Origin of the sequence: Segatella copri DSM 18205, assembly GCF_025151535.1 — a bacterium.
GTDB lineage: Bacteria > Bacteroidota > Bacteroidia > Bacteroidales > Bacteroidaceae > Prevotella > Prevotella copri.
In genome coordinates this window covers 2,811,178-2,832,793 of record NZ_CP102288.1, presented here as the reverse complement: position 1 = coordinate 2,832,793, position 21,616 = coordinate 2,811,178, and the positions used below count along the sequence as shown (strand labels likewise).

General features: G+C 44.6%; 17 protein-coding genes. 16 read left to right on the top strand and 1 reads right to left on the bottom strand.

Annotated elements, in window-relative coordinates; translation table 11 throughout:
• Positions 1–23: 23 nt before the first annotated feature.
• The 6 genes from mnmG (at position 24) to deoC (ending at position 6,628) form a co-directional block, all read left to right on the top strand.
• Positions 24–1,895 (top strand): tRNA uridine-5-carboxymethylaminomethyl(34) synthesis enzyme MnmG, encoded by a 1,872-nt coding sequence (gene mnmG / locus NQ544_RS11920; protein WP_006848915.1) that lies wholly within the window; start codon positions 24–26, stop codon positions 1,893–1,895.
• A gap of 249 nt (positions 1,896–2,144) precedes the next feature.
• A complete protein-coding gene (locus NQ544_RS11915; RefSeq protein WP_006848913.1) occupies positions 2,145–2,675 on the top strand; it encodes an adenine phosphoribosyltransferase in 531 nt (176 codons plus the stop codon).
• A 122-nt stretch (positions 2,676–2,797) separates the two neighbouring features.
• Positions 2,798–4,645, top strand: a complete 1,848-nt coding sequence (uvrC, locus tag NQ544_RS11910) for an excinuclease ABC subunit UvrC (RefSeq protein WP_006848912.1) — start codon at positions 2,798–2,800, stop codon at positions 4,643–4,645.
• A 131-nt stretch (positions 4,646–4,776) separates the two neighbouring features.
• On the top strand, positions 4,777–5,229 hold the full coding sequence (gene dtd, locus NQ544_RS11905; protein ID WP_006848910.1) for a D-aminoacyl-tRNA deacylase: 453 nt from the start codon (positions 4,777–4,779) through the stop codon (positions 5,227–5,229).
• 49 nt (positions 5,230–5,278) lie between these two features.
• The gene (locus NQ544_RS11900) at positions 5,279–5,638 is read left to right on the top strand and encodes a nucleotide pyrophosphohydrolase (RefSeq protein ID WP_006848909.1); all 360 of its coding nucleotides are present in this window, start codon (positions 5,279–5,281) and stop codon (positions 5,636–5,638) included.
• 54 nt (positions 5,639–5,692) lie between these two features.
• Positions 5,693–6,628 carry a deoxyribose-phosphate aldolase gene (deoC, locus tag NQ544_RS11895; RefSeq protein WP_006848908.1) on the top strand — a complete coding sequence of 312 codons (936 nt, stop codon included), beginning with the start codon at positions 5,693–5,695 and terminating at the stop codon, positions 6,626–6,628.
• Between the two features lie 205 nt (positions 6,629–6,833).
• Here deoC and NQ544_RS11890 read toward each other — a convergent pair whose 3' ends face one another.
• Positions 6,834–7,811 (bottom strand): polyprenyl synthetase family protein, encoded by a 978-nt coding sequence (locus NQ544_RS11890; RefSeq protein ID WP_006848907.1) that lies wholly within the window; start codon positions 7,809–7,811, stop codon positions 6,834–6,836.
• 107 nt (positions 7,812–7,918) lie between these two features.
• Between NQ544_RS11890 and polA the strand changes: the two genes are divergently transcribed.
• The 10 genes from polA to lgt all read left to right on the top strand — a co-directional run bounded on the left by polA (position 7,919) and on the right by lgt (position 21,585).
• Positions 7,919–10,681, top strand: a complete 2,763-nt coding sequence (gene polA / locus NQ544_RS11885; protein ID WP_040553671.1) for a DNA polymerase I — start codon at positions 7,919–7,921, stop codon at positions 10,679–10,681.
• 362 nt (positions 10,682–11,043) lie between these two features.
• On the top strand, positions 11,044–11,208 hold the full coding sequence (gene rd, locus NQ544_RS11880; protein WP_006848904.1) for a rubredoxin: 165 nt from the start codon (positions 11,044–11,046) through the stop codon (positions 11,206–11,208).
• 106 nt (positions 11,209–11,314) lie between these two features.
• Positions 11,315–11,704: a desulfoferrodoxin gene (locus NQ544_RS11875; RefSeq protein WP_022120121.1), complete on the top strand. Its 390-nt coding sequence runs from the start codon at positions 11,315–11,317 to the stop codon at positions 11,702–11,704.
• A 140-nt stretch (positions 11,705–11,844) separates the two neighbouring features.
• The gene (locus NQ544_RS11870) at positions 11,845–12,915 is read left to right on the top strand and encodes a hypothetical protein (RefSeq protein WP_228023649.1); all 1,071 of its coding nucleotides are present in this window, start codon (positions 11,845–11,847) and stop codon (positions 12,913–12,915) included.
• On the top strand, positions 12,872–15,061 hold the full coding sequence (locus tag NQ544_RS11865; protein WP_153134056.1) for a hypothetical protein: 2,190 nt from the start codon (positions 12,872–12,874) through the stop codon (positions 15,059–15,061). The genes NQ544_RS11870 and NQ544_RS11865 overlap by 44 nt, the downstream gene beginning before the upstream one ends.
• A 445-nt stretch (positions 15,062–15,506) precedes the next feature.
• Complete coding sequence (locus tag NQ544_RS11860; protein WP_006848900.1) at positions 15,507–17,924, top strand: DEAD/DEAH box helicase; 2,418 nt, start codon at positions 15,507–15,509, stop codon at positions 17,922–17,924.
• 163 nt (positions 17,925–18,087) lie between these two features.
• Positions 18,088–18,426 carry a hypothetical protein gene (locus NQ544_RS11855; RefSeq protein WP_006848898.1) on the top strand — a complete coding sequence of 113 codons (339 nt, stop codon included), beginning with the start codon at positions 18,088–18,090 and terminating at the stop codon, positions 18,424–18,426.
• Between the two features lie 193 nt (positions 18,427–18,619).
• The gene (gene dinD, locus NQ544_RS11850; protein ID WP_006848896.1) at positions 18,620–19,456 is read left to right on the top strand and encodes a DNA damage-inducible protein D; all 837 of its coding nucleotides are present in this window, start codon (positions 18,620–18,622) and stop codon (positions 19,454–19,456) included.
• Between the two features lie 143 nt (positions 19,457–19,599).
• Positions 19,600–20,703 carry a redox-regulated ATPase YchF gene (gene ychF / locus NQ544_RS11845; RefSeq protein WP_006848895.1) on the top strand — a complete coding sequence of 368 codons (1,104 nt, stop codon included), beginning with the start codon at positions 19,600–19,602 and terminating at the stop codon, positions 20,701–20,703.
• An 18-nt stretch (positions 20,704–20,721) separates the two neighbouring features.
• Positions 20,722–21,585: a prolipoprotein diacylglyceryl transferase gene (gene lgt, locus NQ544_RS11840; RefSeq protein ID WP_006848894.1), complete on the top strand. Its 864-nt coding sequence runs from the start codon at positions 20,722–20,724 to the stop codon at positions 21,583–21,585.
• Positions 21,586–21,616: the final 31 nt, after the last annotated feature.

The following is a 21,616-nucleotide window of genomic DNA, read 5'->3' as shown; positions in this document are numbered from 1 at the left end:
AAAAAATATAGATTAAACGAAGTATGAAATTCAATTATGACGTGCTCGTTATCGGTGGAGGACATGCCGGATGTGAGGCTGCAGCAGCCTCTGCAAACATGGGTGCCAAAACCTGTTTGATAACGATGGATATGAACAAGATTGGTCAGATGAGTTGCAACCCCGCCATCGGAGGTATTGCCAAGGGACAGATTGTGCGCGAAATCGACGCATTGGGAGGACAGATGGGTATCGTAACGGATAAAACCGCCATCCAGTTCCGAATGCTCAACATCGGCAAGGGTCCTGCCGTATGGAGCCCCCGTGCCCAATGCGACAGAGGAAAGTTTATCTGGGAATGGAGAACCATCCTCGACCATACCGACAACCTCGACATCTGGCAAGACCAGGCTGACGAACTGCTCGTAGCTGACGGAGAAGCCATCGGCGTAAAAACCATCTGGGGAGCCGAATTCTATGCCAAGAGCATCATCATCACCGCTGGAACATTCCTCAACGGACTGATGCATGTAGGAAGAAAGATGGTAGAAGGCGGAAGATGCGCCGAACCTGCCGTACACAACTTTACGGAGAGCATCACCCGATGGGGTATCACTACTGCCAGAATGAAAACCGGAACTCCGGTCAGAATTGACAAGAGAAGTGTTCATTTCGAAGATATGGAAGAACAGCCGGGCGACAGCGATTTCCACCAGTTCTCTTACATGGGAGAACATCGGGTTCTGAAACAATTGCCTTGCTGGACTTGCTACACCAACAAGAAGGTACACGAAACTTTAAAAAGCGGTCTCGCTGACTCACCTTTATATAATGGTCAGATTCAGAGTACCGGTCCACGTTACTGTCCGAGTATAGAAACAAAGCTCGTCACCTTCCCCGACAAGGATCAGCATCCGCTCTTCCTGGAACCGGAAGGCGAAGATACGAACGAGATGTATCTGAACGGTTTTTCTTCGAGCATGCCGATGGATATCCAGCTGAATGCACTTCACGAGATTCCTGCTTTGAGAGATGCCAAGATTTACAGACCGGGATACGCCATCGAATACGATTACTTCGACCCTACCCAACTCAAACATTCACTGGAGTCGAAAATCATCAAAGGTCTCTTCTTTGCCGGACAGGTGAACGGAACCACAGGTTATGAGGAAGCAGGAGGACAGGGAACCGTGGCAGGAATCAACGCAGCCTTGCATTGTGTTGGCGACAAAACATTCGAGATGAACCGCGATGAGAGTTATATCGGCGTACTCATCGATGATCTCACCACAAAGGGAGTTGACGAACCATACCGTATGTTTACTTCCAGAGCCGAATACCGCATTCTGCTCCGTCAGGACGATGCCGATGCCCGACTCACCGAAAAAGCATACGAACTCGGAATTGCCAAGCGCGACCGTTACGACTGGTGGATAGAGAAAAAAGAAGCCATCGGAAGAATCATCGAATTTTGCGCCAACTATCCTATCAAGAAGGATGAGATAAATCCAAAACTGGAGGCGCTCGGCACTACTCCACTTCGCGCCGGCTGTAAGCTCATCGACCTCATAGCTCGTCCGCATCTGAACCTCACGAATCTTTCGGAGATTATTCCGGACCTGAAGACTGCACTGGAAATACCAGCTAACCGAAAGGAAGAGATAGCGGAAGCTGCAGAAATCAAGATGAAGTACAAAGGTTACATCGAACGAGAGCGTCTCATCGCCGATAAGATGCACCGATTGGAGGACATCAAAATCAAGGGCCGTTTCAACTATTCCGAGCTCCACGAAATCTCCACAGAAGGACGCCAGAAACTCGAGCGCATTGACCCGGAAACTTTGGCACAGGCAAGCCGAATTCCGGGCGTATCACCAAGCGATATCAACGTGATGCTTGTATTACTCGGAAGATAAGCCGTTTCACAGCGAAAAACAAGGGAATCCTCAATGTTTCACGTGAAACAGACTATCAACAAAACATTTGATGCTCAACCGTTTAAGAAAGGTTGCATCAAGTGTTTTGCGATTAAAGTAAAACTTCAGCAATTAGTGAAACAAAAGCGGATAAAATCGAGTAAAAGGCAAAAACAAACGGGCAAAAAGCCCATAAAAAGGAACAAGAAAAGAGAACAAAATAAGTATCAATTTAAAGCATAAAAAGTAATGAACAATCAGCTATTATTAGACAATCTGCGTTGCATTCCAGATTGGCCAATCAAGGGTGTAAACTTCCGCGATGTATCAACCCTTTTCAAGAATCCTGCATCTTTAAAAGAGATCAGCGATGAGATGTATGAACTCTACAAAGACAAAGGAATCACCAAGATTGTAGGCATCGAATCACGCGGTTTCGTAATGTCTTCTGCCCTTGCTATTCGTCTCGGAGCCGGCGTAGTTTTATGCCGTAAACCGGGCAAACTTCCATGCAAAACCGTACAGGAAAGTTATGCTAAGGAATATGGCATCGATACCATCGAAATCCACGAAGATGCCATCAATGAGGACGACATCGTACTCCTCCACGACGACCTCCTTGCCACCGGTGGAACCATGAAAGCAGCATGCAACCTGGTAAAGAAATTCCATCCGAAAAAGGTATATGCCAACTTCATCATCGAGCTCGTAAACGAGAATTTCGAAGGCAGAAATTCCTTTGATCCAGACGTTGAAGTAACTACTTTATTGCAGTTATAAGCAGCAAAAATACTGCAAGAAATACTGCGAGAATGCAGCAAGGAAGCAGTAAAAGACACTAGAGCGTTGCCGTTTCACGTGAAACAGTAACGCTCGTTTTCCCTTAAAAAACAAGTAAAAATATGACGAAACAAGAGAATGAGGAGCGCTTGGCTAGGCTTAAAAACATCGTTTTAAGTATGCCGGAAAAGCCAGGAAGCTACCAATATTACGACGAAAATCATACGATTATATATGTGGGAAAGGCGAAAAACCTGAAGAGAAGAGTATCTTCCTACTTCCATAAAGAGGTAGACAGATACAAGACAAAGGTGCTTGTTTCTAAGATTCACGACATATCTTATACGGTAGTAAACACTGAAGAAGACGCACTTTTGCTCGAAAACAGCCTGATCAAAAAGTATAATCCAAGATACAATGTCCTGCTGAAAGACGGCAAGACATACCCATCTATATGCGTAACAAACGAGTATTTTCCACGCATTTTCAAGACTCGTCATATCAATAAAAAAGTGGGAACCTTCTTCGGTCCTTACCCTCATATCGGCAGCATGTATGCCGTTTTAGAGGTCATCAAGAAGCTTTATAAGCCCCGCACCTGCAGAATGCCAATCACCAGAGAAGGCGTTGCTGAAGGTAGATACAAGCCGTGTCTGGAGTATCATATCCACAACTGCGGAGCACCCTGCATCAACAAGCAGAGCTATGAGGAATATCAGGAAAACATGCGCCAAGCACGTGAAATTCTGAAGGGAAACACGCGGGAAGTAAGCAAATATCTCTACGATTTGATGATGAAAAATGCAGAACTTCTACGTTTTGAAATAGCCGAAGAATATAAGAAAAAGTACCAATTACTGGATGAATTTGAGGCAAAAAGCGAGGTGGTAAGCCATACAATTACGGATGTAGATGTCTTTACAATAGTAAATGATGACGCCAACAAAAACGCCTTCATCAACTATATTCACGTAAAAAACGGCACCATCAACCAGAGCTTCACCTACGAATATAAACGTAAACTGGAGGAGAGCGATGAGGAACTTCTGATTACTGCCATTCCGGAAATCAGAGAGCGTTTCCACTCCACATCGAAGGAGATAATCGTGCCCTTCGAAATGGAATGGAAGCTGAAAGATGCCACCTTCTTCGTACCCCAGAGAGGTGACAAAAAGCACCTTCTGGAGCTGTCGGAAATGAACTGCAAGCAGTATAAATTCGACCGTCTGAAGCAGGCAGAAAAGCTCAATCCGGAGCAGAAACAGACCCGATTGATGAAGGAATTACAAGCAAAACTGAAGCTTCCAAAGCTGCCTTATCAGATAGAATGTTTCGATAATTCCAACATATCCGGTACTGATGCCGTGGCAGGTTGCATCGTATATAAAGGTATGAAACCATCCAGAAAAGACTATAGGAAATACAACATTAAGACAGTAGAAGGGCCGGATGATTACGCATCCATGCAAGAAGTGGTAAGACGCCGGTACAGTCGAATGATAGAGGAAGAAACTGCACTTCCAGACCTCATTATTACCGATGGCGGAAAGGGGCAGATGGACGTAGTAAGAGAGGTTATTGTTGACGAATTACACCTGGATATTCCTATCGCAGGTCTTGCCAAAGACGACCGCCATCGGACCAACGAACTTCTCTTCGGATTCCCACCTAAAACCATCGCCCTAACACCCGAAAGTGAACTGTTCAAGGTACTGACGCAGATACAGGATGAGGTGCACAGATACGCCATCACCTTTCATCGCGACAAGCGCAGCAAGCATGCTCTTCACTCAGAATTAGACGATATCAAAGGCATCGGTCCGAAGGCTAAAGAAGCCCTTCTGAGCAAGTTTAAGAGCGTGAAAAAGATGAAAGAAGCATCCTTGGAACAACTTTCAGAGGTATTAGGCCCACATAAGGCGGAAATTCTTGCAAAATATTTTGCAGAAAAAGGCGAGAATATGAAATAAAAGTTGTATATTTGCAGTTCAAACTATACTATATATATTAATAATAAGAAGAAGAACAGAACCGAAGCAAGCATTCCACAAATGCTATTCATAAAGTTCTATGTTCAACATTCAAAGTTCAAAGTAGTAATATGAGAATCGTAATACAGCGTGTCTCTCACGCCTCAGTTACCATCGAAGGAGAGGTTAAATCTGCCATCAGACAAGGCTATCTGATCCTTTTGGGAATAGAGGAAAGCGACACATCAGAAGATGTAGACTGGCTGGTCAGAAAGGTAATCGGACTCCGTGTTTTCGACGACGAAAACCATGTTATGAACCGCTCCATCATGGATATCAATGGTGAGATTCTGGTCATCAGCCAGTTCACCCTATTCGCCAGCTACAAAAAAGGAAATCGCCCAAGCTGGCTCAGAGCAGCCAAGCACGAAATCAGCATTCCACTCTATGAGGAGTTCTGCAAAAAGCTATCCGATGCACTCGGAAAGCCAGTAGGAACAGGCGAATTTGGTGCCGATATGAAAGTAGAATTACTGAACGATGGACCGGTAACCATCATGATGGATACTCACAACAAGGAATAATGCCCTACCCTGAAAGAAAGGCATCTTTCCCCACAAAAGAATTTGGAAGATGACAATAAAAGAAGCACAAGAAACTGTAGATCAGTGGATTAAAGAATATGGCGTACGCTATTTCAGCGAACTGACCAATATGGCTTGCCTCACAGAAGAAGTGGGCGAATTGGCACGCGTCATTGCCCGAACATACGGCGACCAGAGTTTTAAGAAAGGCGAGAAACCTAACTTAGGCGAAGAAATGGCCGATGTTCTTTGGGTGCTTATCTGCCTGGCAAATCAGACAGGGGTTGACTTGACAGAAGAACTCCAAAAGAGTTTTGACAAGAAGACCAAAAGGGATTCTGAAAGACATAAAAACAACCCGAAACTATCTGAGCATCAGGAAGATAAAGAACAAGATAACAAGAATTAAAATTGCTATTCATATAAAAACTTAACTTTAATAATTATATAAATAACATTAAGTATGAGCAGTATTAAAGAACAGGTTCTTGCACAGCAGGGACAGTATAAAGAGCCAGACGACAAGTATTTATCAGTCTTGAAGCAGTACAACTGCAACCTCAACGATGAGGAAGTAGCTGCTGCAGTAAAGAAGATTCTCGATGAAAAGGTAGCAGAGAATGAGACCATGGAGGTCAAGAAGTTCCTCTTCGGTAGCATCGAGTTGACCTCTCTCCATACTGAAGATACAGAAGAAAGCATCCTGAAGATGATTGAAAAGGTGAACCAGTTTGCCAAGGATTATCCTCAGCTTCCTCACGTAGCAACCGTATGTACCTACCCTAACTTTGCCGGCCTTATCAGCCAGAGTCTGGAGGTTGACGGCGTAGAAATCGCTGTAGTAAGTGGCAATTTCCCATCATCTCAGACCTTTATCGAGGTAAAGATTGCAGAAACCGCTATGGCTATCAAGGATGGTGCTACAGAGGTGGATATCGTAATGCCTGTTGGCAAGTTCTTCAGCGAAGATTACGAGGGTCTCTGCGATGATATTCAGGAACTCAAGGAGACATGCGGAGAGCATAAGATGAAGTGCATTCTGGAGACAGGCGATCTGAAGAATTGCAGCAACATCATGAAGGCTTCTATCCTCGCAATGTACTCAGGTTCTGACTATATCAAAACCTCAACAGGCAAGGAGAAGGTCTCAGCTACCCCTGAGGCAGCATACGTTATGTGCCAGGCTATCAAGGCATATTACGAAAAGACTGGCATTCAGATTGGTTTCAAGCCTGCAGGTGGTATCAATACCGTTCATGATGCCGTAGTTTACTACACCATCGTGAAGGAAGTTTTGGGCGAGAAATGGCTGACCAACCAGTGGTTGCGCCTCGGCACATCACGCCTGACTAACCTCCTCTTGAGCGAAATTCTGGGCAAGGAAATCAAGTACTTCTAAAGATAATTTCAAAATACCATTAAACATACTTAGAGAGATAGTTTTAAAGTACCATTTAAGATACTTCTAAAGAGAATTCTAGAGTATTGTTTAAAAGAAAAATCTAAAGAAAAGTAACTGATTATCAATAGAATACAAAAAACGAAGGGTTGATTCTCTCTGAGAACCAACCCTTTTTATATTATGTTTTTCTTCAATTTTTATATTAAGCTTTTCTTTCAATCACAAAATCCAAGTAAGCCTTCAAGGCATTGTAAATATCCTTATCCTCCACATAAGTATCGAGGAAATTCATGGCTTCGGCATGGAAATCCCACATGCGCTTATCCGCATATTCAATACCTCCGTTTTCCTTTGTAAATGCCACTAACTGAGCTATTTCATCAGCCGTCACAGTATGAGCCTTTACCTTTCTGGCAAGCTTCATCATCTCCTCATCACCGGTAGACTTCAAAGCATATATTACAGGCAAAGTCAGTTTTCCTTCAACCATATCATTACCAGTAGGTTTACCTATCTCCTTGGAATCATAATAATCAAAGATATCATCACGGATCTGGAAGATGATGCCCAAGTTCTGTCCGAAACGCTTCGCCTCTTCAATCTGCAGTTCTGAAGCATTGGCAGACATCGCTCCGATACCGGCGCAAGCCTCAAAGAGAGCAGCCGTCTTCTGCTTAATCACCTGATAATAAATATCTTCCGATATCTCTTCATTACTGATACTGTTGAGCTGAAGAATCTCACCATTAGACAGGATACGTCCCAACTCTGCAAGATAACGCACGATTTCCTCTGAATGCGAATAAGATACATGAAGCAAGGCGGTGGAAAGAATGAAATCGCCCACAAGCACAGCCACCTTATTATTATAAGTAGCATTCACGCTAGCCTGTCCGCGTCGCTCCACACTCTCGTCAACCACATCATCATGTACCAGCGAAGCGGTATGAAGAAGTTCCAGACCTACAGCAGAATGCTGGGTAACATTGGAAACCTTCCCAAAATTACGTGCCATCAACAAGATGAGTATAGGGCGCATACGTTTTCCAGCGCGCTGACGGATGTGGTCGAGCACCTGGGAAAGGAGGCCATCGCTATGCATAAGAGACTTGTTGAACAAATCTATAAAATCTGCTAATTCTGCCTCTATAGGCAGCTTGATAAGTGATAAATAGTCCATTATATGTGAGTAAATCTACTTAATTTCTGAAATTTGTTACAAAATTAATCAATTCTTCTTGAAATATCGCATTTTTTTAGTAATTTTACACCACAAAAATGAATATTATGGATAAATTGTTCCTTTTAGACGCGTATGCGCTCATTTATAGGTCGTATTACGCCTTTATGAAAGCCCCTCGAATCAATTCGAAGGGACTCAATACTTCGTGTGTAATGGGGTTCTGCAATACCCTCAACGAGATACTTACCAAGGAGAAACCTACCCATATTGCGGTGGCTTTCGACCATGGCAAGACCTTCCGTCATGAGGCTTTCCCTGCATATAAAGCTCAACGAGAAGAGACACCGGAAGACATCAAACTCTCTGTGCCTATCATCAAAAATATCCTGGAGGCATATCATATCCCTATCCTTCAGGTAGATGGTTTCGAGGCGGATGATATCATTGGAACAGTTGCCTTGAAGGCAGGTGAAAAGGGGATGGAAACCTACATGCTCACACCCGATAAGGATTACGCACAACTGGTTCGTAACAATGTTTTCATGTTCCGTCCTCGTCATGGCGGTGGATACGAAAAGTTGGGCGTACAGGAAATTGAAGAGAAATACAGCATCACTTCCCCACTCCAGGTTATCGACCTCCTTGCCCTGATGGGCGACTCAGCTGATAACTTCCCAGGCTGTCCGGGCGTGGGAGAAAAGACAGCCATCAAACTTATCAACGAGTTCGGTAGTGTAGAAGGTCTTATCGAGAACTCTTCTCAAGTGAAAGGCAAGCTCCGCGAAAAAGTGGAGGGTGCAGTAGAAGATATCAGGATGTCAAAGTTCCTGGCAACCATACGAACCGATGTTCCGGTAGAGATCAGGATGGAAGATTTGAAACGGGTAGAGCCAGACAATACAAAATTGGATGAAATCTTCACCGAGTTAGAATTTAAGTCGTTTGCTAATCGAGTTCTTAACAAACCTAAAAAGGTGCAAACAAAGGCTATAGGAGAACTCGATTTATTTGGCGTACAGCTGGCAGATAGTAAGGAAGAGCCAAAAAACGCGAGTTTTGAGACTATTAAAACGACCTCTCATTCATATAAACTTATTGATACAGAAGTAGATGCAAAGAAACTTTATGACTATTTATTGACATTCAATATTCTCAGTCTAGACACAGAGACCACATCTACCACTGCTATTGATGCAGAATTGGTGGGTTTGAGCTTTGCCGTGAAGGAAAAAGAGGCTTTCTACGTAGCAATTCCGGCAAATCGTGAAGAAGCCTTAAAAATCGTAAACATCTTCAAACCTCTCTACGAGAATCCGGAAATCTTGAAAGTGGGGCAGAACATCAAATACGATTACGAGGTGTTGATAAACTACGGCATAGAGATTCAGGGCAAGATGTTCGATACGATGCTCGCCCACTATCTCATCCAGCCAGAACTTTACCACAACATGGATTACTTGGCAGAAGTATTCCTCAACTATCAGACCATCCACATCGAAGAACTGATTGGTCCGAAGGGAAAGAATCAGAAGTCGATGCGCGATCTCGCCCCATCAGACATTTACGAATATGCTGCCGAAGATGCCGACATCACCTTGAGATTGAAAAATGTGCTCGAATCAAAACTCAAAGAGATAGATTGTGAAGATCTGTTCTGGAATGTAGAAATGCCGCTTGTACCTGTTTTAGCCCACATGGAGATGACGGGAGTATGCATCGACACCGACACCCTGAAGGAAACATCGGAGAATCTCACCAACCGCCTCAATGAGATAGAACATCATATCTATGAGTTGGCAGGCGAATCGTTCAATATCGCTTCCCCACGCCAGGTTGGAGAAATACTCTTCGGAAAGATGAAGATTGTGGAGAAGCCTAAGAAGACGAAGACGGGCCAGTACGTAACAAGTGAAGAAGTTCTTCAGCAGCTGCGCAGCAAGAGTCCAATCATCGATGAGATACTGAACTACAGAGGTTTAAAGAAACTTTTGGGAACCTATATAGATGCCCTTCCAAAGCTTATCAACTCTCGCACCGGTCACATTCATGCCTCTTTCAACCAAGCCATCACAGCCACAGGACGTCTTTCTTCAAGTGATCCAAACCTGCAGAATATTCCTGTACGCGATGACGATGGCAAGGAGATACGCAGATGCTTCATCCCAGAACCAGGCTGCCTGTTCTTCTCTGCCGACTATTCACAGATAGAACTACGCATCATGGCACACCTGAGCCAGGATCCAAACATGGTAGAAGCATTCCGTGAAGGCTCTGATATTCATGCAGCTACAGCTGCCAAGATTTGGCACGAAGACATCAAAGAAGTAACAGATGCACAGCGCAAGAAGGCAAAAACTGCCAACTTCGGCATCATCTACGGCATCACGACCTTCGGTCTTGCCCAGCGCATGAACATCGAAAACCGAGAGGCAAAGCAGATCATAGAAGACTACTTCCGCACCTTCCCTGGTGTTCAGGCTTACATGGAGAAGGCAAAGGAAATGGCAAGAGAGAAAGGCTATGCCGAAACCCTCTTCCACCGCCGTCGCTACCTGCCAGACATCAACAGCAAGAATGGTACTGTAAGAGGATTTGCCGAGCGCAATGCCATCAATGCCCCTATCCAGGGCTCTGAGGCAGACATCATCAAAGTGGCTATGATCCGCATCTTCAACCGATTCAGAGCAGAAGGCATCAGGAGCAAGATGATTATCCAGGTGCATGACGAACTCAATTTCTCAGTATATCCGGAAGAGAAGGAAAAGGTAGAGAAGATTGTGGTAGAAGAGATGCAGAATGCCTACCAGCTCAGTGTACCTTTGGTTGCTGATGCCGGATGGGGAAACAACTGGCTAGAAGCACATTAGAAAAACCAGAAGGCGGCCGCAGAAACCGCAAGGCAACTTAAATACAAAGAAGCTCGCAAGATACCAAACGTTCATCTTGCGAGCTTTTCTTTTTCGAGATGTTTCACATGAAACAATCAAACCTTCTATCAAAACACCACTAAAAAGACAAATAACTCCTCTATTCACAAGTACATTTAGAAATCTTTGTTTATTTAGATTAAAAAGGATAATAAAATTATAATATTTTACAATTTATTTGGTTCTTACAGAAACAAAGTGTATATTTGCATAATAAAATCAGAAAGATATGCAAACGCACCTGTCTGATTAAAAGTGAATAGATAACAGTAATCAATCAAATTAAGAAAGAAAGGAACATTATGAAGAAATATGTTTGCGACGTGTGTGGTTGGATTTATGATCCAGAAGTAGGTGATCCAGAGGGCGGCATCGCTTCAGGTACAGCATTCGAAGACATCCCAGATGATTGGGTTTGCCCTCTTTGCGGAGTAGGCAAGGAAGATTTCAGCCCTGTAGAGGAATAAGTCTCTTTTGGGGGAAACACCCGAAGGATATCCTCACAAAGGAATCATCTGAATGAAATGCCTGATATTCAGGCAACACATTCATAAAATAATAGGAGGAACCATTATGACAAAAGTTAGAGAAATCTACCGCTGCCAGATTTGTGGCAATGTAGTAGAAGTTGTAAACCCAGGAGCCGTGCTCAGTTGCTGTGGCGAGCCGATGAAACTGATGAAGGAAAACACCAGCGATGGCGCCAAAGAGAAGCACGTGCCTGTGATAGAACCTATTGAGGGCGGCTATCGCGTAACAGTAGGAAGTGTGGAGCATCCGATGCTACCAGAGCATTACATCCAATGGATAGAATTGCTCACCCCTACCGATGTGCTTCGTCACGAGTTGAAGCCAGGCGAAAAGCCTGAAGCTATCTTCCTGACCAACGCAGAAGCCAAGGATGTTACGGCTCGCGAATACTGCAACCTTCACGGGTTGTGGAAAGGAGTAATCGAAGGATAAAAAACATCATACCAACAAAAGGTCTCATGTTGTCTTCCCAATGTAGGGAATATGACGTGAGACCTTTTTAACTTTATTTACATCTCGTTTCTTACCACATTCGCCAGGAAATATCTATCTTTGCCGACAAAACGCTATAGATGATGAGAAGAATATGGAATGATCTTACATCAATGCGCTTGCTGCCAGCATTATTCACCTGCATCTGTCTGATTTCCTGTTCACAAGATACAACAACAGGAAACCAGCGCTCCGCCTACTATTGGAGTACAACCTGGCAGATGGACAGCAGCAAGATGAACTTCATCCAGAAATACCATATCAAACGACTCTACGTTAGATTCTTTGATGTGGTAAGGGATGCGGATGGAGAAATCATGCCCAATGCTACCCTGCAATTTGATACAACCGATGAAAATATGACAACTGAAGAAAAGGAGAAAGAATCTCTGATGCCGAAAGGAATGGAGATTATCCCCGTTGTCTATATCGTGAACCACTGTTTTAAAGCAAATACCAAGACGAATCCTATCAGCAGCGACAAATCGGGCGGGAAATCTTCAGATGAAACACCCCGGCAACTCGCAGATAAGATTCTGAACCGCATCCTTCAGATAAACGAAGCCAATGACATCGGGAACGTGAAAGAGATTCAGATAGACTGCGACTGGACTGCTTCAACGCAAGAAGCTTATTTTGAATTCCTTCATATTTTAAAAGAGAAGGCCAAAGACAAGAAGATGCAACTTTCCGCTACCATCCGGTTACACCAGCTCTCGATGACTCCACCCCCTGTGGATAGAGGCATCCTGATGATGTATAATACAGGCGATGTAAAACAGTTAAGTTGCCAAAAGCCGATACTCAACATGAAGGATGTAGCTCCTTACATCCAGCATCTGGGCAGTTATCCGTTGCCGCTCTCTGTAGCCTATCCACTCTTCAGCTGGCGCATCCTCTTCAGAGAAGGTAAGTTCGTAGGCATCATGCATGCAGATGATGACTTCCCTGTTTTGCCAGGCGATAGCATCGTGGTAAGAAAGCCCGAGATGACCGACATTATGGAAGCCATCAAGAGTATCAACCACCAAAATAGCAATATCAACAACGAGGTTATTCTCTTCGACCTCAACACCGATAATATCAAACGATTTAAATCAGAAGATTATGAAAAGATTTTTAATCATAGGAGTGATGGCAGCAGCATTTAGCACCCACGCCAACGCCTGCGTTGCCGAATACTCGGATCATAACTATTATATGTTCAGCGTGTTCAACCGCGACCAGACTTCGCCAGCGTATCTCTACGACATCGCCAGCTACTGGCAGAAGTATGCCGGCAATACATCCTCCATCAACTTATCTTTCTACAGATGGAACAAGGAGGATATTAAGAAAGTAGCCCAAAGCAAGAAGGATACAGGAATGCTTTCTTACTTAAGAAACCTGAATGCCTACCTGGATGCCTGCGAGAAGTTGAATCCCAATGCCTGGAACTACGCCTCGAAGCAAGAACGGCTACAGATTCAGCAATCGCTGACCCGGCTCAACAATGCCTCCAAAATTTATAAAGGCACCCAACTCAAGAGCCAATACGCCTTGCTCCGCATGCGTACCAATATGATGAAGGGATTCCACCAGCAGAACATCACCTATTGGAATGCCATCGCCTCCCGATTTCCGAAATCACCATGGCGGGAGGCGATGCGCAACATTTATGCCCGAGCCTTGTGGAAAACAGGGAAACATCACCAGGCACTCGAAATCTATGCCGAGCAGGGAGATATGGCAAGCATCAGAGTGCTCGCCCGAAACTATCGCAATCTTGCGGGCATTCAGAGCATTTATCTCAAGAATCCGAATTCTGCAATGCTCACCTATCTGGTGCAGGATTTCGTGAACAACTGTCAGCAGACAATAGACAGTCGCTCCAAAGAACAGTTAGATAAAGAGTGGATTGAGGAAATAGGCGCCAAGGTTATCTATCAGAAAGAAGCCCTCAACTTCATCACCTTTGCCAATAAGGTCATCGCAGAAGGCAAGACACAGAGTCCTTGTCTGTGGCGTTCTGCCACCGCCATGCTCCATTATCTCTATGGATATCAGCAGGAAGCATGGAAGGAGATTAGTGAAGCTGTCGCCCTGGATGGAACACAGCGAATGAAGGATAATGCAAGAGCCATCCGCCTCTTGGTTTCTACCCGAAACACACAGGTGGATAGCGATTATCCGCAATATCTGGTCGGTGAATTCAAATGGCTCAACGAGATGGCAAAGGAAGAAAACCCAAGAAAAGATTCTTCCACCAATCCAGACAACCACTATGTAGAGGTGAAGGAGCGTGTGGCTTACCGCGCCCTGTACAACCGGTTCAAGACGATGGCAGACAAGGCAAAAAAGGAAAACCGGCAGGAAGCCGGCAGAGATTACGAAAGCATGGCCACGGCGATGTATGGCATGATGGATGCCTACATGCGAACCTTCTACAAGGAGCAGCAGAATGAAGAATACATCAGCCGCTATCTTTATTCATCGGAATACGCCCTTCGTCTCGACTCGCTCTCTGCGCAACAGCTTGCTGATTACTATCGCTTCATCACCGCTCAACATCAGGATGCCTTTCAGCAATACGTCTGCCAGTCGCTCTATCGAAATGCCGATTTCTTCAAGGATATGATAGGCACCAAGTATCTTGCCGAAGGCAATTTTGGCGAAGCTGCCCGCTGGCAGAAAGATGTATCCCTGAAGTTCATCAACAACCAGGCCATCAGTTTTTACGCCGAAAAGCGAAGCTACTCCGTACCTTACTGGTTCAACCACCAGAAGGTGAATGATTCCGACATGTGGAGCATCCAGGGCAATTATGCCCACCTAAAGGAGAACCCGAAGTGGAAATTCTGCCAGGAGATGAACCAGCTCATCGGCCAATACAATGTGGCTCGTGAAGGCGAAGCCAGAGAGAAACTTGCCTATGAACTTGCCACCCGCTATTATCAGGCATCCTGCTATGGCGACTGCTGGTATCTTACCCATTATGGCAAAAGCGTAACTGATAGTGCCCGCACAGGCGAAGCCGATTTCGCAGCTATCGCTCAAGACTATCTCAAGATAAGCAAGCAAAGCAGCAATCTTACGCTTCGCTATCATTCGCTCTATGCCCTCTCATCCATCGGCATCGACCCATGGTTTAAGATTACCTACGATGCCAACTGGAAAGAGCAGAAGCTTCTACAACCACAATCCGCTCAATATCAGGCGATGATGGAATGGAGCCAGTTCAGCCATCAGCATCCGGAAATCGTAGATCAATACACCACGCGATGTGATGTATTGAAGCAATTCGAAAAAAATCTCTAATCTCTTACCATTTTCCCAGCGTTGGGAAAATGGTAACTTTTTCACCGCACATCAGCCGTCCAACACTCGCACATCAGCTGTTATGCATCCGCACATCAAGTGATGTGCAAGCGCACAACAGCTGATGTGCGGCCTTAGATACTATATCTTCCAACAATTTCTCCTATATCTTCTAGAAACTTCCATTATATGTCTCAAAGACTTCTGTTATACCTTCCAGGTACTTCTCCTATATCTTTCGAAAACTATCCCTATATACCTCAACGTCTTCTCCTATATCTTCCAGCATCCGCAAGTGTTTCAGCGTTTCACTTGTTTTTCCAACATCAATTTTCCCTCATCTATGATTTTTAGTTAATTTTCCACGATTTCTTTGTATCTTTCATCCATAATGTGTATCTTTGCATTAAATATATTTAAACGTTTGAAATAAGGCAACATAACAATGGCAAAGAATAATAAGCAGGCAGCTAACCAAGACGGTAGCAGCACCAAGAAGACTACAAAGAAAAAGAAGAAAGTCAAGGTTTCGCATATCGTGAAACCAGAAAACATGACTTTAGAGGAATGGCAAATCAAACTGCGCAAGCAGGTGACCGATATCGAGCACTTCGATATCAGTTGTGTTGATGACGCCCTTTGCCCTGGAGAGTATATCGTTCGCAACCCTGAAAAGAACAACGAGTACAAGGTGGTGTATCGTGGAGCCAACAGCGAATGGAATTATTGTTCCTGCATGGATTTCAAGACTTCGAGACTCGGCACTTGCAAACATATCGAAGCCGTCAAGAAATGGTTTGGCGGAAAGAGGGGCGTACATGTACATCGGGAATTGCCACCTTATACTTCTGTCTATCTCTCCTATCGGGATGAGCGATGCGTAAAGATTCGTATCGGCTCAGACAACAAGGAGGCATACGAACAGTTAGCCAAAGATTACTTTGACAAGAACCATGTCTTGAAGAAATCAGCCTATGCCCGCATTGGCTCTTTCTTGAAACAAGCTCGCCAAATCAGCGATACATTCAGATGCTATAAAGATGCCATTGACTTTATCATCGATATTCGCGAAAAAGCGAAAAGAATGAAGATTGTGAAGACATACGATGACGAGAAACTCAACAATCTTTTGAAAGTAAACCTCTATCCTTACCAGAAAGAGGGCATCCGCTTTGCTGCAAAGGCAGGAAAGGCTATCATTGCCGACGAGATGGGTCTCGGAAAGACAATCCAAGCTATAGGTACTGCCGAACTGCTACGCAAGGAAGGTCTTATTGGCTCTGTACTCATCCTCTGCCCTACCTCGCTCAAATATCAATGGCGAAGTGAAATCAAGAAGTTTACTGATGCCGAAGTCTTCGTCATAGAGGGAAGTCATCTCAAGAGAAAGGAAGCGTACAATCGCCCGGAACCTTACAAGATTATTTCCTATAATAGTGCCGCCAATGACATCAAGATACTCGGCTGTTTGCAAACCGATATGCTCATCATGGACGAGGTGCAGCGCCTGAAGAACTGGAACACGCAGATTTCCCGTGCGGCAAGAAAGATAGAATCAGATTACTCCGTAATTCTATCCGGTACCCCATTGGAGAACAAGCTCGATGAACTCTACTCTATCGTGGAGTTTGTTGATAATTTCCGCCTTGCCCCTTACTACCTCTTCAAAGACAAGCATATCATTACTGATGAAACAGGAAAAGTTCTGGGTTATAAGAACTTAAACGACATAGGCAAGAAGCTGGGCGATATTCTCATCCGTCGTCGCAAGAAGGAAGTGAAACTCCAGATGCCTGAGCGTTCTGACAAGAACCTTTTCATTCCGATGACCAACGAGCAGATGGAGATGCATCAGGAGTGGCAGAACCAGGTACGTCTCCTGGTTCTGAAATGGCGCAGGATGCATTTCCTATCCGATAAAGACCGCAAGCGTCTCCTGCTCTTCCTCTCACAGATGCGCATGGTATGTGACAGCAGTTATATCCTCGACCAAAAGACGAGATACGACACCAAGGTGGATGAATGCGTGAACATCATCAGCGACATTATCAGCGAGGAAGGTGAAAAGGTTGTGGTATTCAGTCAATGGGAACGCATGACCCGCCTCATCGCCAAGGAACTGGAGAAAAAAGAAATAGGCTTTGAATATCTGCATGGTGGCGTGCCATCCGAAAAGCGCAAAAACCTGGTAGATAATTTCATGAACGAACCATCGAGCCGGGTTTTCCTCTCTACTGATGCCGGAAGCACAGGTTTGAACCTGCAGTCAGCCGCTACCATCATCAACATCGACTTACCTTGGAATCCTGCCGTTCTCGAACAGCGTATCGGGCGCATCTATCGCCTTGGTCAGCAGAACAACATCCAGGTTATCAATCTCGTAACACCTGATTCCATCGAGCAGGAAATGCTTGGTAAGTTGCGTTTCAAGACCTCCATGTTTGAAGGCGTTCTTGATGACGGTGAAGATTCTGTATTCATCACAGATGATAAGTTCAGCAAGATGATGGAAACAGTGAGCGGTATGGTGGAAGAGGACGAAGAAACAGAGAAGGCTCGCAACAAACATAAATCTAACGAGAATAAAGAAGAGGTTTCCATCCAGCAGCAAACGAACTCATCTTCGAACAGAGAATCTGTCTCTAATCGCTCAAGTCAGCCAAAGGATTTGGTAGCCCAAGGAATATCTTTCCTCTCAGGCTTAGCCGAAACCTTAAAGTCGCCAGAAGCCACAGCCCAGCTGGTTGATTCCATCGTTGAGAAAGACGAGCAGACAGGCGAAACCTCCATCAAGATACCTGTGGAGAGCAAAGAGACTGTCTCTAATCTCTTAAATCTCATAGGAAAGTTGTTTGCAAAATAAGTCATGGGTAAAAAGAAACATAAGCATCAAGGACATTATTGCAAGATGTGTGGAGAGTATAAATCCAACGAGTCGTTCAGTGGTAAAGGACACAGACTGCACATCTGCAAGAAATGTATATCAATAAGAAATAAGGCTAAAAAAGAAAAGAAACGTTTAGAACATGATAGAATTAACGAAGTCTCAGAAGAAAACAGCTCGCAAGCTCATTAATTTGGGCTTGCAGCGAGAGTGCGCCAAGTTCATGCAATCTACCAAAGATTTCATGAACAAGAACGCATCAGCAGAGGATGCACACGATGCATACCTCAAACTATATGATAAGGTATACCAATTCGACAAGCATATCGCTCGCCGATACGATGGGATGTCAGGAGGTAGATATTACATCACCGTATGTGACCTATACTATGACGGAGTATTGACTGACGAAGACATCCGAGAGTTTGACGATGAGCTATATAACAGTTTGAAAGAAGCCAAGAAGTCTTTTCAAAATTAAACGATATGAGTTACACAGAATATTCTTGTAGCAGACTAACTTTTAAAATATGTTTGTTCTACCAAAAGAAATTGGAGATTTAGGAGAGATACAAGTATTTATTGATGAGCAAAGAAGGAAATAAATAACCTTTTCCTTGCTACAACCAAATAAAAAGCGTAACTTTGCCGAAATATCATAAAAATAAGCAATTATGAAGGAAGAAGAAATCAAAGAATTGTTCGAGCAATTCGAAGCTATCGCCAACGAATACGAAGGCGTAGAATGTTGGAGTGCAAGAGAACTTGCACAAGTGTTGGGTTATTCCAAATGGGAAAGATTTGAAGGAGTCATCGAGCGAGCTAAAGACGCTTGTATCAACGCTGGCGAAATGGTAGAATATCATTTTCCCGGCGTTGGGAAAATGATACCTCTTGCTAAAGGTGCTCAGCGTGAAGTCAAAGACTACATGCTGACTCGTTATGCTTGCTATCTCATTGCCCAAAACGGTGATCCACGCAAGCCACAAATCTCTTTTGCCCAAAACTACTTTGCCGTACAAACTCGCCGAGCAGAATTGGTGCAAAAGCGTTTGCTGGAATACGAACGTGTACAAGCACGTGCAAAACTTGCAGAAACAGAGAAGCGTCTCTCTGGGGTGCTGTATGAAAGAGGAGTGGACAGCAAAGGCTTTGCCATCATTCGCTCACTAGGTGACAAGGCGTTGTTTAATCTCGACACGGCTCTTCTCAAACGTAAATTGGGTGCTCCTAACAGCCGACCTCTCGCCGATTTCCTTCCAACACTAAATATTAAAGCTAAAGATTTTGCTGCAGAAATGACTTCTGTCAACGTTCAGCAAAAGGATTTACATGGTCAGCAATCTATCTGTCAAGAGCATGTCGATAATAATAAGGCTGTTCGTAATATGATGCTCCAACGTGGCATTGTACCAGAAAATCTTCCTGCAGGTGAAGACGTCAAGAAAGTAGAACGCAGATTAAAATCTGACGAAAAGACATTGACCAAAAAGAATAGCAAAAAGAAATAATATCCATCATAATTCTATAACTAGAGAAGATGTAAGGATTTCACTCGCGATCTATGATTTTTAGTTAATTTTCCACGATTTCTTTGTATCTTTCATTTATAATGTGTAACTTTGCACCGGAAATTTAAACGTTTAAAGATAAAATGGCATTAAAATGTGGTATTGTAGGCCTCCCAAACGTGGGTAAGTCTACACTGTTCAATTGTCTGTCTAGTGCAAAGGCACAGGCAGCTAACTTCCCTTTCTGTACTATCGAACCAAACTTGGGCGTCATCACCGTACCAGATGAGCGACTCAACAAGTTGGCAGAGATTGTTCACCCAGGACGCATCGTCCCAGCTACTTGCGAAATCGTGGATATCGCAGGTCTCGTAAAGGGTGCCAGCAAGGGCGAAGGTCTTGGTAATAAATTCTTGGGAAATATCCGTGAGTGCGATGCTATCATCCACGTAATCCGCTGTTTCGACGATGACAACATCGTTCGCGAGGGTGGCGCTAAGGTTGATCCTTTGGAGGATAAGAGCGTCATCGATACAGAGTTGCAGCTCAAGGACCTGGAAACTATCGAATCTCAGCTTACCAAGCAGAAGAAGACTGCTGCAGCAGGCAACAAGGATGCTAAGACGATGGTTACCGTTCTGGAGGCTTACAAGGCCGAACTGGAGCAGGGAAAGAACGCTCGTGGCGTTACTTTCGAAAGCAAGGAAGAGCAGAAGGTGGCTCACGACCTCTTCCTCCTCACTACCAAGCCTGTGCTCTACGTAGCCAATGTTGACGAGGCTTCTGCCAAGACCGGCAACGAGTATAGCAAGAAGGTAGAGGAAATCGCCAAGGAAGAAGGTGCTGAGTGCATGGTCATCGCTGCAAAGACAGAGGAAGACATCGCATCGCTCGAAACCTACGAGGACAAACTGATGTTCCTCGAAGAACTCGGATTGGAAGAGAGCGGCGTAAACCGACTCATCAAGAAGGCATATGCCCTGCTGAACCTCGAAACATTCATCACCGCAGGTGAGATGGAGGTCAAGGCATGGACCTATCACAAGGGCTGGAAGGCTCCTCAGTGTGCCGGCGTCATCCATACCGACTTCGAGAAGGGATTCATCCGTGCAGAGGTTATCAAGTATGATGACTATATCAAGTATGGCTCTGAAGCTGCTGTACGTGAGGCAGGTAAGCTCGGCATCGAGGGCAAGGAGTACGTCGTACAGGATGGTGACATCATGCACTTCCGCTTCAATGTATAATCCTATTCTTCTACGATTATGATAGCAAATCTGCTTAACTATATCGTATGGGACCCAGACCCAATCCTGGCTCATCTGGGTCCTATGACCATCCGCTACTATTCCACCTGCTGGATGATCGGTCTGCTGCTGGGCTATCTGCTCATGAGCAAGCTCTACAAGCAGCAGGGGCTTTCAGATGAGAAGTTCTCTCCACTGTTTCTCTACATCTTTATCGGTGTATTGATAGGTGGCCGTCTGGGACATTGCATCTTCTATCAGCCGGAATATTTCCTCACCCAGTGGGATCACTTCATCGAGATGCTGATACCTGTTCACCACATGCCTGACGGCAGCTGGAAATTTACGGGTTATGAGGGACTGTCTAGCCACGGAGGCGTATTCGGAATGTTCATCGGCATCTGGCTCTATTGCCGCAACATGAAGGTGAGCGGCTGGGTTGTGCTCGATAATATGGGTATCTGCTCAGGCATTACAGCCACCTTTATCCGTTTGGGCAATCTGATGAATTCAGAGATTATCGGTAAGGTAACCGATGTGCCTTGGGCATTTATCTTCGTTCGCGAAGACCAGTATCCACGCCATCCGGGTCAGCTCTATGAGGCATTGGCTTATTTCTGCTTCTTCCTCCTCATCCTCTTCATCTACAAGAAGAGAGGACCTAAGAGCGTAGGCACCGGTTTCTATTTCGGTCTTTGCCTTACTCTCATCTTCACCTTCCGTTTCTTCATCGAATATACCAAGGAGATTCAGGTGGCATTCGAGGCAGGTCTGCCTATGGATATGGGACAGATATTGAGCATTCCGCTCATCATCGCCGGTGTATGGAGCATTGCTTCCAGCACAAAGAGAGCGAAAGAAAAGAACGTAGAGGCAAAATAATATTAGACGACTTATTTTCAGATTATAACAA